The organism is Curtobacterium sp. MCBA15_009 (assembly GCF_001864895.1).
Lineage (GTDB): Bacteria > Actinomycetota > Actinomycetes > Actinomycetales > Microbacteriaceae > Curtobacterium.
The window spans coordinates 88,954-103,183 of sequence record NZ_MJGO01000023.1 but is presented as its reverse complement, the minus strand read 5'-3'; the positions used below and the strand labels follow the sequence as shown (position 1 = coordinate 103,183).

Here is a 14,230-nt window from a genome sequence, read left to right as displayed (position 1 = left end):
CTGGCACCGCGCCTCCAGTCCGTTCCGTCCCCACGCGAATAGAGTGGGCCGACAGCCCCACGAAAGGAGCGCCCGTGAGCCTGCTCAGCAGCATCACGTCGCCGCGCGACCTGAAGCGTCTGTCCGACGCGCAGATGACCGACCTCGCCGCCGAGATCCGGCGCTTCCTGGTCGCCGAGGTCGCGAAGACCGGTGGGCACCTGGGGCCGAACCTCGGCGTCGTCGAGTTGACGCTGGCGATGCACCGCGTGTTCGACTCGCCGAGCGACCCGTTCGTCTTCGACACCGGGCACCAGTCGTACGTGCACAAGCTCGTCACCGGCCGGCAGGACTTCTCGAAGCTGCGCGAGCGGGGCGGCATCGCCGGGTACCCGCAGCGGAGCGAGTCCGAGCACGACATCGTCGAGTCCTCGCACGCGTCGTCGTCGCTGTCGTGGGCGGACGGCATCTCCCGCGCCTTCGGGCAGACGGGGCAGACCGACCGCACCGTCATCGCGGTCGTCGGGGACGGCGCGCTCACCGGCGGGATGACGTGGGAGGCGCTCAACAACATCTCCGACGACAACGACCGTCGACTCGTCATCGTCGTGAACGACAACGGTCGCTCGTACGCGCCGACGATCGGCGGCATGGCGCGGTTCCTCAGCTCGATGCGGACGCGGCGCGAGTACCGGGCGCTGTACGAGACCTCGCGGGCGGTGGCCGACCGGTTCGGTGCGCCGGGGCGCGCGGTGTACCGGGGCATGCGGGGCGGCCTGCACGGGTTCCTGTCACGCTTCACGAACAACGAGGCGCTCTACTCGAACCTCGACATCAAGTACATCGGTCCGGTGAACGGGCACGACCAGCGCGCGGTGGAGGCCGCACTCCGGCAGGCCAAGGCGTACGGCGCCCCGACGATCGTGCACGCGATCACCGAGAAGGGCCACGGCTTCGAGCCGGCCCTGCGCGACCAGGCCGACCAGTTCCACGCCGTCGGCCACATCGACCCGGAGACGGGGGAGTCGCTCGACACGGCGTCCGGGCCGTCGTGGACCTCGGTGTTCGCGTCGTCGCTGGCGGACGCCGGCTCGGCGGACCCGCGCGTCGTCGCCATCACCGCCGCGATGCTCCGGCCGACCGGGCTGCACCTGTTCCAGGAGCAGCACCCCGACCGCGTCTACGACGTCGGCATCGCCGAGCAGCACGCCGTCACGACCGCCGCGGGCCTGGCCTACGGGGGACTCCACCCGGTCGTGGCGCTCTACGCGACGTTCCTCAACCGGGCGTTCGACCAGGTGCTCATGGACGTCGCCCTGCACAAGGCGGGCGTGACGTTCGTGCTCGACCGTGCCGGCATCACCGGCCCGGACGGCCCGTCGCACCACGGCATGTGGGACCTCGCACTGCTCCAGGTGGTGCCGGGCATCCGCATCGCCGCACCCCGCGATGCCGCGACCCTGCGCGAGGAGTTCCGCGAGGCCGTCGCGGTCGACGACGCCCCGACGGTGGTGCGCTTCCCGAAGGGCCAGGTCGGACCGGACATCCCCGCGCTCCGACGGCTGTCCGACGGGGTGGACGTGCTCCGCGACGCGCCCGAGGGCTCACCCGACGTGCTGTTCGTCGCCGTCGGGTCGATGGTCCCCACCGCCCTCGAGGCCGCCGCGCTGCTCGAGGCGCAGGGCATCGGCGTCACCGTGGTGGACCCGCGCTGGGTGGTGCCGATCCCGTCGTCGCTCATCGAGCTGTCCCGGACGCACCGTCTCGTCATCACGATGGAGGACGGCGTGCGGGTCGGCGGCGTCGGCACGCGCCTGCGGCAGGACCTGCGGGCCGCCGGCGTCGACACCGGGGTGAACGAGCTCGGTCTGCCGGAGGAGTTCATCGACCACGCGACGCGCTCCGAGATCCTCGCCGACGTGGGGCTCACGGCGCAGGCGATCGCCCGCGACGTCATCGACCAGGTCGTCGGCACGAAGCTGCCGCAGGCGAAGCCCGCCCGCTCCCGCGAGTCGGCCGCGTCCGACCGCTGAGTCGCGCTGGCGGCTGCGCCGCGCGGGCGGTCGTCGTCGGCTCGACCGTACCCCGCACAACCGGGGTCACCCCGAACCACGGCGATCCGCGGTTCGGGGTGACCCCGGTCGTGCGAGACGGACTGGCGCCGGCTAGCGGGAGGCCGGGCCGACGATCGGCGGCTGGTGGAACGTGCCGCCGAAGACCCGCTCGGACGCGCCGGAACGGTCGAGGTACGGGCTGATGCCACCGGCCTGGAACGGGTAGCCGGCGCCGAGGATGAGACCGAGGTCGATCTCCTCGACGTGCTGCACCACACCGTCCTCGAGCATGCGGTGCACCTCGTCGGCCAGGGCGTCCTCGAAGCGTCGCTGCATCTCGGCGGCGTCGACCGGGTCCGCGTCCTTCTTGGACGGCGCGACCAGCTTCACGGCGGCGGGGTCGTACCCGGTCGCGTTGCCCTTCTTGTCGCGGGTCAGGATCGTCCCGTGCTCGGCGATCTTCCCCAGCCCGTCGCCGGGATAGAAGCGCTCAGGCCACGCGGCGTGGTGCGAGTCGAGCACGTGCGCGCCGACCGGCAGCCCGACGAGTTCGAGCAGCTCGAACGGTGACATCGGCAGGCCGAGCGGTGCGGCGCCCTGCGCGACCGTGTCGAACGAGGTGCCCTGCTCGACGCCGCGCATCGCCTCACCGAGGACGCGTGCGAGCACCCGGTTGACGACGAAGCCCGGCTGGTCCGCGGTGATGATCGCGGTCTTCTTCAGCGTCTTCGCCACGGCGAGGGCCGTGACGAGGGTCTCGTCCGAGGTCGCCCCGGTGCGGACGACCTCGAGGAGCGGCATGACCGCGACCGGGTTGAAGAAGTGGAAGCCCACCAGGCGCGACGGGTCGGCGAGCACCGAACCCATCTCGGACACCGACAGCGACGACGTGTTCGTCGCGAGGATCGCGTCCGGCGCGATGACCGCCTCGACGCGACGGAGCACGTCCTGCTTGACGGACATCTCCTCGAAGACGGCCTCGATCACCCAGTCGGCGTCGGCGAAGGCGTCATACGACACCGAGCCGCTGACGAGTGCGGTGATGCGGTTCGCGTCGTCTGGGGAGATCCGGCCCTTGTCGAGCAGTTTCGCGACCTCGCCACGGATCCGCTCGACCCCGGCGTCGACGCGGGACTGGTCGACGTCGGTGATGACGACGGGGACGCCCAGACGGCGGGCGAACAGCAGCGCGAACTGGGACGCCATGAGCCCGGCGCCGAGGACGCCGACCTTCGTGATCTTCTTCGCCTCGACGCCCTCGGGCGCTCCGACGGGCTTCTTCGCGCGCTTCTGCACGAGGTCGAACGCGTACATCGACGCGGCGAACTGGTCGCCGGAGATGAGGTCGGCGAGGGCGTCGTCCTCGTCCGCGAAGCGCTCGTCGAGGGAACCCGACTTCGCGGCAGCGACGAGGTCGAGCGCCCGGAACGGCGACTTCGGGACCGTGCCGATCTTCGACGCGACCTGGTTCCGCGCGACCTTGACGACGGTGCCCCAGGCGGCCTTCTCGAGCATGCCCGGCTCGTTCTTCCGCACGACCTTGGTCGCGCCGGTGATGACGCCGTCGGCCCACGCCACGGCCGAGGGCAGGAACGTGACCGACGGGATGAGCGCGTCACCGATGCCGAGCTCGACGGCAGCAGGACCGTCGAGCAGACGGTTGTTCTTGAGCGGGTTCTCGACGATGACGCGGAGTGCCTTCTCGGGCCCGATCAGCCGGGGGAGCAGCGTCGCGCCGCCCCAGCCGGGGATGATGCCGAGGAAGACCTCGGGCAGCCCGATGCCCTGCGCGGCCGAGGAGAACACCCGGTACGTGCAGTGCAGGGCGATCTCGAGCCCGCCGCCGAGCGCCAGCATGTTCACGAAGGCGAAGGAGGGGACCCCGAGGTCGGAGAACTTGCGCAGCGTCGCGTGCCCGAGGGCCGCGAGGTCGTGCGCCACCTGCCGCGACGGCACCGAGGCCGCCTGCGACAGGTCGGCGCCGGCGGCGAAGCAGTACTCCTTGCCGGTGATCGCGACGCCCTGGATCGTGCCGGCGGCCGCCTCGGTCTTCAGGGTGTCGAGCACCCCGGAGAGCTCGCGCAGGGTGCGCGGGCCGAGGGTGTTCGGCCGCTTGTGGTCCTTGCCGTTGTCGAGGGTGATGAGCGCCAGCGTGCCGCCGGACGGCATCGTGACGTGCTTCACGTACGAGTGCGTGACGACCTCGTCCTCGCTCAGTTCGGTCAGTCGGTCGTTCTCGACGGTGCTCACGGTCAGGCCGCCTTCCGGGCCGCGCTGCGCGACCAGTTCGGGTTCTCCCAGATGACGGTGCCGCCCTGGCCGAGTCCGATGCACATCGTGGTGATGCCGTACTTGACGTCGGGACGCTCGGCGAACTGCGCGGCGAGCTGGGTCATCAGGCGGACGCCGCTCGACGCGAGCGGGTGGCCGACGGCGATCGCGCCGCCCCACGCGTTGACGTTCGCGGAGTCCTGGGCGATGCCGTAGTTGTCGAGGAACGCGAGCACCTGGACGGCGAACGCCTCGTTGATCTCGAACAGGCCGATGTCGTCGATCGACAGGCCGGCCTTCGCCAGGGCCTTGTCGGTGGCGGGCACCGGTCCGACGCCCATGACCTCGGGTTCGACGCCGGCGAAGGCGAACGAGACCATGCGCATCTTCGTGGGCAGGCCGTGCTGCTTCGCGCCGTCCTCCGACGCGAGCAGGCTCATGGTCGCCCCGTCGTTCAGTCCGGCGGCGTTGCCGGCGGTGACCCGTCCGTGGGGCCGGAACGGCGTCTTCAACGCGGCCAGCGCCTCCAGGGTGGTGCCCGGCCGCGGCGGCTCGTCGGTGCTGACGACGTCCCAGCCGTCGCCCTTGTTGACCTCGACCGGGATGACGTCGGGCTGGAGCTTGCCGGCGGCCCAGGCGGCGGCGTAGCGCTGCTGGGACTGGACGGCGAAGGCGTCCGTGCGGTCCTTCGTGATGGCGGGGAAGCGGTCGTGCAGCCGTTCGGCGGTGGCGCCCATCACGAGCGCGTCGCTCGAGACCATGCGCTCCGCGACGAAGCGGGGGTTCGGGTCGGCGTTGAAGCCCATCGGGTGGCGTCCCATGTGCTCGACACCGCCGGCGATCGCGACGTCGGCCGCGCCGAAGGCGATGGCACCGGCGAGCGTCGTGACGCTCGTCATCGCACCCGCGCACATGCGGTCGATGGCGTACCCGGGCACCGACTTCGGCAGCCCCGCGAGCATCCCGACCGTGCGGCCGAGCGTCAGCCCCTGGTCACCCTGCTGCGTGGTGGCCGCGACGGCGACGTCGTCCACCGCCGCTCCGTCGAGCTGGGCGTTCCGGTCGAGCAGGCCGCGCATCGCGTGCACCGCGAGGTCGTCGGACCGGGTCTTCCAGAACACCCCCTTCTCGCCGGCTCGTCCGAACGGTGTCCGTACGCCGTCCACGAAGACGACGTCTGATGCCTTTGGCAACTGGGCCTCCAGATCCTCATCGATCGGGCCGGACCGCTGGTCGGTCCGGCCGGGCCGGGCCTCGCCCGGCGACGCTCCCGACGCTATGCCCCCAGGCTGGGCGGCCGCATGCCGGTTGGGCGGTTCCTACGACGCGTCGTCGTCCGACGACGCCGGCTGCTGTTCGGCAGCGACAAAGGCCGACGCGATGATCGACGCGGTCTCCTCAACCTGCCACGGGCGGGCGTCGTGGGACGCGAGCACCGCCCCGACGGTCTCGGTCGCGATCGGCGTCGGCGGCTCCCACGAGACCTGACGCAGGGTCTCCGGCGTGAGGACGTTCTCGAGCGGGATGTCGAGCTCCTCGGCGCGGGCGGTGACGGCGGCGCGAGCGGCCTTGTACCGCCGGTCGGCGGCGGGGTTGCGGTCGGCCCAGGCACGGGGCGGGGGCAGCGTCGCCTCGCCGGTGCCGCGGAGCTTCGGCAGGTCCTCGGTGGTGCGGCCCTCGTCGACGGCGGCCCACCAGCGGTCGAGCTCGGAGCGGCTCGCCCGGCCGGTGAACGCCCGGAGACCGGCGAGCTCGCTGCGGGACGCCGGTGCCGCTGCCGCGGCGGCGACGATCGCGGCGTCGGGGATCGTGCGACCGGGGGCGACGTCGGCGTCGCGGGCGTAGGCGTCCCGTGCCGTCCACAGCGACCGGGCGATCGCCAGCGCCCGGGCGCCGCGCAGGGCGTGCATGCCGGACAGTCGTCGCCACGGCTCGGCGCGCTGGGGCTTCGGTGCGCGGGTGAGCACGGCGGCGAACTCCTCGGCGGCGATCCGCGTCTTGCCGGCCACCTCGAGCTGCTCGGCGAGGGCGTCCCGCAGGTCGGGGAGCAGTTCGACGTCGAGCGAGGCGTACACGAGCCACGACTGCGGCAGGGGACGCGTCGACCAGTCGGCGGCGGAGTGCGCCTTGGCGAGCGTGATGCCGAGCAGCTGCTCCACCACGGCTCCGAGGCCGACGCGCGGGAACCCGGCGATGCGGGCACCGAGCTCGGTGTCGAAGATGCGCGTCGGGACGAGGCCGACCTCCTGCAGGCACGGCAGGTCCTGCGAAGCGGCGTGGAAGAGCCACTCCTCGTCGACGATCGCGGCCTGCAGGTCGGAGAAGTCGCCGATCGCGATCGGGTCGAACAGGAACGCGCCGGCACCGCGACGGAAGACCTGGATGAGGTACGCGCGCTGCGAGTACCGGTAGCCGCTGGCCCGCTCCGCGTCGACCGCGACGGGGCCGTGTCCGGCGGCGATGGCAGCGACCGCGGCGAGGTAGTCCTCGCGCGACTCGATCACCTTGACGGCGTCGTGGGCGTCCTCGAACGCCGGCGACGACGCAGCCGGGGACGACCCGGCCGGCGATGACGCGGCCGGGGACGACGCGGCCGGGGACGACCCGGCCGGGGACGACGCGGCCGGGGACGATCCGGCCGGGTCTGGGGTTCGGTTCGGGTCGGTCACTTGGCGAGCCTCCTCGGGGCCAACAGGGTCACACCGTCCGAGGCGGGAGGCAGACCGGCGAGCATGGCGACGATGTCCTGCCACGCCCGGACGTGCGGGGTGAGGTCCTCGCCCCGCGGCGTCCACGATGCGCGGAGTTCCAGCTGAGCGCCGTCACCCTGGGCGGCGAGGTCGCCGTACCCGCGCGAGATGATCTTGGTGGCCGTCCCGGAGGCGTGGTCGTACACGGCGCCGTGCGCCTCGAGTGCGTCGACGAGCCAGCTCCACGTGACGTCGGCGACGAACTCGTCGACGCCGATCTCCGGTTCGAGCGGTGCCTGGGCGAACGTCACGATGCGGAACGCCCCCTGCCAGCCGTCGGGTTCCTCCGGGTCGTGCAGGGCGATGAACCGGCCCGTGCCGAGGTCCGACTCGACGCCGTGCGCGGTGCCCGAGACGTCCGCCGCCAGGGCGATCGAGAACGGCGCGATGCGCGTCGGCGAGGGGATCTCGGTGACCGTGGTCTCGGCGCGGCTGCTGACGGAGGACACGAACGCGCGGAGCCGCGCGAAGGCGTCGGGCTCTCGGGTTTCGGACACGCTTGCAGACTAGGCTCCGGAGCATGTCCCGATCCGCGCGACCCGCCGGTGACGGCGTCCAGGACACCGCCCGCTCGGCCGGACTCGTCGCCCTCGGTGCGGGTGTCGCCGCCGCCCTGGTCGGCACGGCCGTCGTCGGCGGTTTCGTCGCCGCGGTCGCACGAGCCGTCGTCACGCCCGACCGGAAGCGCACCGAACGCGTCCCGATCCACGCCGTCGACCGTGTGCGGGGGACCGTCACGCTCGAACGCACGCCCGACACCGAGCTGCAGGGCCGCTACAGCCTGTGGTTCGGCGGCGGCACCGGCCACATGCGGGTCGGCGACGTCGTCGCGACGACCGACACCACGGTCACCCGACGCATCATCGCCATCGACGCCGGTGACCCGACGACCGCGCGCCGCGGACGCTGGGGCGGCTGGTTCTACCTGACCCCCGGCGAGCTCGACGTGCCGGTCGAGGACGTCGACGTCCCCACCCCGAACGGTCCCGCGCCGGCCTGGGTCGTGCGCGCCGACGACCCGGCGGCGCCGTGGGCGGTCCTCGTGCACGGCCGCGGCGTCACCCGTGCCGAGACGATCCGTGCGGTGCCGGTGTTCCGCGCCGCCGGCTACTCGGTCGTGCTCGCGTCGTGGCGGAACGACGGGGTCGCCCCGCCGAGCATCGACCGTCGCTACGGGCTCGGCAGCACCGAGTGGGAGGACATCGACAGCGTCCTCCGGTGGCTCACCGCGCAGCACGCGACGAGCGTCGTGCTCATGGGGTGGTCGATGGGCGGCGCGGTGGTGCTGCAGACCCTGGTGCGGTCGCGGTTCGCCGACCTCGTCGACGGGGTCGTCCTCGAGTCGGCCGTCGTCGACTGGCACGCGGTCCTCAAGTCGCAGAGCCAGCTGCTCCGCCTGCCGCGCCCGGTGCGGAAGGTCGCCCAGCGCCTGCTCCGCACGCCGGTGCTGCACCGCCTGACCGGGCTCCGGCAGCCCGTCGACCTGCGGGAGCTCGACATGGTCGCCCGCGCCGACGAGCTCACGGTGCCGATCCTGCTGCTGCACAGCGACGACGACGGGTTCGTGCCGTCGTCCGCCTCGCACGCCCTGGCCGCGGCCCGCCCGGACCTGGTCCGGCTCGAGGTGCAGACCACCGCGCGGCACACCAAGCTCTGGAACCACGACGCCGACTGGTTCGACGCGCGGATCCTCGCGTGGCTCACCGAGGTGGTCCAGCGGCGCGGGGCGGCCAGCGCGCGGTAGACGCGACCGGACGAAGACGGGCGCGCCCCGCTCAGCGGTGTCGCACCAGCGGCACGCGGGGCGCGCCGACCGAGCCTGCGAGGGAGGTGTGCCAGCTGGCACCGCGCCTCCCGTCCGTCCCGGGTCCGTCCGGCACTTCGTGAGCAGGAACGGTCGGGTCGCGATCACGCACCCGACCATTGCTGCTCACGATGTGGTGGCGCACCGCCCGCAAGACTCGGCCGGTGGAGACGTCAACCGGCTCGTCCGGGGCGGTCCCCAGACGGGAGCGAGATGAACAGCTCGCCCCCGCCGAGTACGATCGCTCGGACCGGCGGCGTCTCCGGCCCGGAGTAGTGCCACGATTCGTGGTGGTCGTCAGCGTGCGCTCGGAGCGTCGTTCCCGACGCGAAGTCGATCCGGAGCGTGCTCCCGTCGATCTGCGCCGCCGAGACCGTCTGTGTGTGCAGGTGGAGCGCTGGGAGCAGGGAGTCCTTGTCCTCGGGATCCACCTGGACGGTCTCGCCGTCCACGCTGCCCACGCGGAACGGGGTCTCGAACGAGACCATGCTCCGGTTCGAGAACGCGAGGGTGAGCCTGAAGTCGACCCAGATGAGGTCGACGGTCTCCCCGACGAGTGCGAGGTGGACGTCGTCGGCGGTCAGTTCGGCCATGCGCCACCCGCTCCCGGCCGACGACGCGCGCGCCGTCGTGGCGACTCGAGGCCGTCCGCCGCGCTGACCGAGGTGCCGGTCGGAACGGTCCCGTCGATCTCCGCCATGATCGCCCCCCCTTGGTACTGACTCCATGGTGGCACGGGAGCCGACCGGCGTCCCGGAGGACGGCGTGCGCACCGGGTGGGCGACGGACGGGAGGCGCGGCGCCAGCTGGCACCGCGCCTCCCGTCCGTCCCGGGTCCGTCCGGCGCTTCGTGAGCAGGAATGGTCGCGTCACGGTCACGCACCCGACCGTTCCTGCTCACGAAGCGCGAGTGCGTCTACGCAGCCGCCGCCTGCACCTGCCGCTGCACGCGACCGAGCATGCCGACCATGCCGCGGATGCGCAGCGGGCTGACCGCCTCGGTGAGCCCGATCGTCAGCGGGTAGTCGGCCGGCACGGCGAGCACCTGCGCCACCGTCAGACCGGACAGGCCCTGCGCGAGGATCGAGGCGAAGCCGCGCGTGGTCGGCGCCTCACGCGGCGCGGTGGCGTGCATGCGGACGACGTGGGGGGCGTCGCCGTCCTCGCCCACGGTGACCGTGATGAAGACGGGGGACTGGCACTCCTCGACGCGTTCGAGTTCGTCCTCGTGCCCCTGCAACCGCTCCGGCAGGGCGGGCAGCTCGTCCGAGAACTCGAGCAGGAGCTGCAGGCGGTCCTTCTGGCCGAGGGCGAGGAAGTCGTCGCGGATCTCGGCGAGGGTGGCGGGGAGGGTGGCGTCGTTCATCGGTTCGGGACTGCACCCGGCTCGGAACCCTGCACGATGGGGACGCGGACGGCGCTGCCCCACTCCGTCCACGAACCGTCGTAGTTGCGGACGTCGTCGTAGCCGAGCAGGTGCTGCAGGACGAACCACGTGTGGCTCGACCGCTCGCCGATGCGGCAGTACGCGATGACCTGGTCGGCGTCACCGATGCCGGCACCCTCGCGGTAGATCGCGTCGAGCTCGGCGCGCGGCTTGAAGGTGCCGTCCGGGGCGGCGGCGGTCGCCCAGGGGATGTTCACGGCGGTGGGGACATGTCCGCCGCGCAGCGCGCCCTCTTCCGGGTAGTCCGGCGCGGTGGTGCGCTCACCGCTGTACTCCGGTGCGCTGCGGACGTCGATGAGGGGCTTGCCGAGGTGGGCGAGGACGTCCTCCTTGAAGGCCCGGACGGTCTCGTCACGGCGCTCGACCACGGGGTACTCGACGGGCGTGACGGCGGTCTCGTCGGTGGTGAGTGCGCGGTCCTCGGCGATCCACTTCGCGCGGCCGCCGTCGAGCAGGCGGACGTCCTCGTGGCCGAACAGCGCGAAGACCCACAGGGCGTACGCGGCCCACCAGTTGTTCTTGTCGCCGTAGATGACGACGGTGGTGTCGCGGCCGATGCCCTTGCCGCCGAGGAGCTCGGCGAACGCGGCACCGTCGACGTAGTCGCGCTGCACCGGGTCGTTGAGGTCGGTGTGCCAGTCGATCTTCACCGCGCCGGGGACGTGCCCGGTCTCGTAGAGCAGGACGTCCTCGTCGGACTCGACCACCACCAGGTCGGGTGCGCCGGTGCCGGCGTCGAGCTGCTCCTGCAGCCACTCGGTGGAGACGAGGCGCTCGGGGTGCGCGTAGGCGGCGAACTTCTCGGACGGGTCGACCGGTGCGGTCATGGTGGGCTACCTCCAGGTGGTGATCCGGCACCGGACTAGGATCGGTCGTCGGTGCCTGTGGGCAACGGTACGCGGACGTGCCGTGCTCCAGCCGCAACGTGACACCCCACGACATGCTTCCCGGAAGGGCCGTCCTTGCCTGAACACGCTTCGGTGCCGAGCCACCTCGTCGACCGTGATCCGCAGGTGACCCCGCAGCAGATGGCCGCCGCACTCGTGCCGCCGCCGCAGTTCGCGGACGCCTCGTTCGGGTCCTACCGACCCGACCCCGACTACGCCTCGCAGGCCGACGTCCGCGACGCCGTCGCCGCGTTCGTCGCCGCCGGCCCCGCCGACACCCCGCGTCGGGGGCTCTTCGGCCGGCGGAAGGCGGCCGCGGAACCCGCCGAGAAGTCCGGCGTGTACCTGGACGGCGGCTTCGGCGTCGGCAAGACCCACCTGCTCGCGGCGGCGTACCACGCGGCCAGCGGCCGGAAGACGTTCGGCACGTTCATCGAGTACACCGCGCTCGTCGGGGCCCTCGGCTTCCAGGGCACGGTCGACCTGCTCCGCGGGACCGCCCTGGTCTGCATCGACGAGTTCGAGCTCGACGACCCGGGCGACACGATGGTGATGACGCGCCTCATCAAGGAGCTCACCGAGACCGGCACCCGCTTCGCGGCGACGTCGAACACGCCGCCCGGCGCACTCGGCGAGGGCCGGTTCGCCGCCCAGGACTTCCTGCGCGAGATCCAGGCGATGTCGGACCGCTTCGAGACGATGCGGATCGACGGCCTCGACTTCCGCCGCCGAGCGGTCGACGAGTCGGCGCAGGTCGTGTCCGACGTGCCGGCCGCGCTGCCGTCCGGTTCGGTGACGCTCGACGACTTCGGTGCCGTCGTCGCGCACCTCGGCTCCGTGCACCCGTCGAAGTACGTCGCCCTGGTCGAGGGCCTCGACGCCGTCGGGCTCACCGACGTCCGGGCGTTCGCGGACCAGACCGACGCGCTGCGCTGGGTGGCCCTGGTGGACCGGCTGTACGACGCGCAGGTCCGGATCGTGGCCTCGGGCACGCCGCTCGACCAGGTGTACCCCGAGGCGATGCTGCAGGGCGGCTACCGGAAGAAGTACCTGCGCGCCGCCTCGCGCGTGGTGGCGCTGACCCGCGCCCTGGACTGAACCCCTGACGGCCGGGAGGCGCGTGGCGGGTCCGCCACGCGCCTCCCGGCCGTCCGTGGTCGGGTCGGAGTGGCGCGGTGGTCCGGGCTCCGCGCCCGGGCGGCGCGGGTGGCGCGGGTGTGGTGGGGCGCCGGGTGACGCGAGCTCCGCGCCCGCCTGCGGTCGTCGCGCCCCGAGGAGCTGGGGCGCGACGGCCGCGACGGGGCGCGGCGTCCGGTCTGTCGCCGGAGCTGACGCCCGGGATCCGGCCGGGGCCGGCGCGAGCTGCGCGCCCGCCTGCGGCCTTCGCGCCCCGGAGAGCCGGGGCGCGACGACCACGGCGGGGCGCAGTGCACGACGGCTGTCGGGCACCGTCCGGACGGACCGCGCCGATGGACGGCCCCTGTCCAGGGGTCATCGGGCCAGTCGAAACACGACGTTTACAAAGCGCCGCGTCGCGTTACATCCGCGAAACAGTTCGTGCTCCCTCGTGAAACCTCGCCTCGCCAGACTCGGTCACACCCGAGGCGGTCCCAGAACCGCTCGTGCAATCGAGAGGTGAACAGATGCTTGATCAGGGCAACACGACCTTCGTGTTGGTGATGGCGGCGCTGGTGTTGTTCATGACACCCGGCCTGGCCTTCTTCTACGGCGGCTTGGTGAAGGCCAAGTCCGTCATCTCCATGATGATGATGTCGTTCGGCGCGATCGCACTCGTGAGCGTCCTGTGGGTCGTCTACGGCTACGCGATCGCCTTCGCCAACCACGGTGACGGCACGGCGGTCTCGGGCGTCGTCGGCTTCTTCAGCATCGACTGGAACCAGATCGGCCTCGGCCAGGCCTTCGAGGAGGCCAAGTCCTCGGACATCCAGGCCGCCTACCCGTCGATGGCCTTCGTCGGCTTCCAGGCCACGTTCGCGATCATCACCGTCGCGCTCATCTCCGGCGCCATCGCCGACCGCGCCAAGTTCGGCGCCTGGATGGTCTTCGCCGGCGTCTGGGTCACGGTCGTGTACTTCCCGGTCGCCTCGTGGGTGTTCAACCTCACCTCGGGCTGGGCCGCCACCTGGGGCGTCATCGACTTCGCCGGTGGCACCGCGGTGCACATCAACGCCGGCGCCGCGGGCCTGGCACTCGCGATCGTCCTCGGCAAGCGTGTCGGCTTCGCCAAGGGTGCGCACAAGCCGCACAACCCGCCCTTCGTCCTGCTCGGTGCCGCGATCCTGTGGTTCGGCTGGTTCGGCTTCAACGCCGGCTCCGAGGGCGCCGCCGACGGCATCGCCGCGATCGCCTGGGTGAACACCCTCGCTGCCCCGGCCGCCGCCATCCTCGGCTGGCTGCTCATCGAGAAGCTCAAGGACGGCAAGGCCACCTCCGTCGGCGCCGCCTCGGGTGCCGTCACCGGTCTCGTCGCGATCACCCCGGCCTGTGCCGCGCTGACCCCGGGCTGGGGCATCCTGCTCGGCTTCCTCGCCGGCATCGTCTGCTGCTTCGCCATCGACTGGAAGTACCGCCTCGGCTTCGACGACTCGCTCGACGTGGTCGGCGTCCACCTGGTCGGCGGCATCTTCGGCACGCTGTTCCTCGGCTTCTTCGCCAACGACACCGGCCTGATCTACTCCGGCTCGTTCGAGCAGCTCGGCAAGCAGGCCGCAGCGGCCCTCGCCGTCGGTGCGTACTCGTTCGTGCTCGCCTTCATCATCGGGTTCGTCATCGAGAAGACGATGGGCTTCCGCGTCACCACCGAGGACGAGGTCGCTGGCATCGACACCGCCGTCCACGGCGAAGAGGGCTACGTGCTCTCCGAGGAGCGGGACGACAGCCCGCTCCGGGTCGGCTAGGACACCACCACCACGACGGGCCCCGCGCGGAAGCGCGGGGCCCGTCGTCGTGTGCCCGGCCACTCCGGGTGGGTCGGCGCGGGTCGGCGTGGTCCGGACCCGGGACGGGAGGCACGGTGC

At 72.3% G+C, this 14,230-nt stretch carries 11 protein-coding genes; 4 read left to right on the top strand and 7 right to left on the bottom strand.

The window, feature by feature from the left end; all coding sequences use genetic code 11:
* Positions 1–74: 74 nt before the first annotated feature.
* Positions 75–2,012: a 1-deoxy-D-xylulose-5-phosphate synthase gene (gene dxs, locus BIU97_RS06175; protein ID WP_071255076.1), complete on the top strand. Its 1,938-nt coding sequence runs from the start codon at positions 75–77 to the stop codon at positions 2,010–2,012.
* Between the two features lie 132 nt (positions 2,013–2,144).
* On the opposite strand, the gene BIU97_RS06170 is transcribed toward dxs, so the two are convergent.
* From BIU97_RS06170 to BIU97_RS06155, 4 genes are all read right to left on the bottom strand, one after another.
* Positions 2,145–4,283 carry a 3-hydroxyacyl-CoA dehydrogenase NAD-binding domain-containing protein gene (locus BIU97_RS06170; protein ID WP_441294392.1) on the bottom strand — a complete coding sequence of 713 codons (2,139 nt, stop codon included), beginning with the start codon at positions 4,281–4,283 and terminating at the stop codon, positions 2,145–2,147.
* A gap of 2 nt (positions 4,284–4,285) precedes the next feature.
* A complete protein-coding gene (locus tag BIU97_RS06165; RefSeq protein WP_071255078.1) occupies positions 4,286–5,497 on the bottom strand; it encodes a thiolase family protein in 1,212 nt (403 codons plus the stop codon).
* A gap of 126 nt (positions 5,498–5,623) precedes the next feature.
* Positions 5,624–6,973, bottom strand: coding sequence for an HRDC domain-containing protein (locus BIU97_RS06160; RefSeq protein ID WP_083404595.1), 1,350 nt, complete (start codon positions 6,971–6,973; stop codon positions 5,624–5,626).
* On the bottom strand, positions 6,970–7,551 hold the full coding sequence (locus BIU97_RS06155; RefSeq protein WP_071255080.1) for a DUF3000 domain-containing protein: 582 nt from the start codon (positions 7,549–7,551) through the stop codon (positions 6,970–6,972). Before BIU97_RS06155 ends, BIU97_RS06160 begins: the two co-directional genes overlap by 4 nt.
* Positions 7,552–7,574: 23 nt before the next feature.
* Between BIU97_RS06155 and BIU97_RS06150 the strand changes: the two genes are divergently transcribed.
* Positions 7,575–8,798, top strand: a complete 1,224-nt coding sequence (locus BIU97_RS06150; RefSeq protein ID WP_083404596.1) for an alpha/beta hydrolase family protein — start codon at positions 7,575–7,577, stop codon at positions 8,796–8,798.
* Between the two features lie 233 nt (positions 8,799–9,031).
* Here BIU97_RS06150 and BIU97_RS06145 read toward each other — a convergent pair whose 3' ends face one another.
* From BIU97_RS06145 to BIU97_RS06135, 3 genes are all read right to left on the bottom strand, one after another.
* Positions 9,032–9,451: a DUF6188 family protein gene (locus BIU97_RS06145; protein WP_071255085.1), complete on the bottom strand. Its 420-nt coding sequence runs from the start codon at positions 9,449–9,451 to the stop codon at positions 9,032–9,034.
* A gap of 323 nt (positions 9,452–9,774) precedes the next feature.
* Positions 9,775–10,224 carry a SufE family protein gene (locus tag BIU97_RS06140; RefSeq protein ID WP_071297252.1) on the bottom strand — a complete coding sequence of 150 codons (450 nt, stop codon included), beginning with the start codon at positions 10,222–10,224 and terminating at the stop codon, positions 9,775–9,777.
* Entirely contained in the window at positions 10,221–11,132 is a 912-nt protein-coding gene (locus BIU97_RS06135; protein ID WP_071255089.1) for a sulfurtransferase, read from the bottom strand. The genes BIU97_RS06140 and BIU97_RS06135 overlap by 4 nt, the downstream gene beginning before the upstream one ends.
* Before the next feature lie 135 nt (positions 11,133–11,267).
* Here BIU97_RS06135 and zapE point away from each other — a divergent pair, with 135 nt between their 5' ends.
* Together zapE and BIU97_RS06125 are read left to right on the top strand one after the other, a co-directional pair.
* The gene (zapE, locus tag BIU97_RS06130; protein WP_071255091.1) at positions 11,268–12,290 is read left to right on the top strand and encodes a cell division protein ZapE; all 1,023 of its coding nucleotides are present in this window, start codon (positions 11,268–11,270) and stop codon (positions 12,288–12,290) included.
* A gap of 545 nt (positions 12,291–12,835) precedes the next feature.
* Positions 12,836–14,110 carry an ammonium transporter gene (locus BIU97_RS06125; RefSeq protein WP_071255094.1) on the top strand — a complete coding sequence of 425 codons (1,275 nt, stop codon included), beginning with the start codon at positions 12,836–12,838 and terminating at the stop codon, positions 14,108–14,110.
* Positions 14,111–14,230 lie beyond the last annotated feature (120 nt).

Excerpts from the sequence above, each read along its gene's own strand:
- BIU97_RS06150 (WP_083404596.1), top strand. The coding sequence starts at position 7,575 with ATGTCCCGATCCGCGCGACCCGCCGGTGACGGCGTCCAGGACACCGCC.
- BIU97_RS06145 (WP_071255085.1), bottom strand. The coding sequence starts at position 9,451 with ATGGCCGAACTGACCGCCGACGACGTCCACCTCGCACTCGTCGGGGAG.
- BIU97_RS06140 (WP_071297252.1), bottom strand. The coding sequence starts at position 10,224 with ATGAACGACGCCACCCTCCCCGCCACCCTCGCCGAGATCCGCGACGAC.
- BIU97_RS06135 (WP_071255089.1), bottom strand. The coding sequence starts at position 11,132 with ATGACCGCACCGGTCGACCCGTCCGAGAAGTTCGCCGCCTACGCGCAC.
- BIU97_RS06125 (WP_071255094.1), top strand. The coding sequence starts at position 12,836 with ATGCTTGATCAGGGCAACACGACCTTCGTGTTGGTGATGGCGGCGCTG.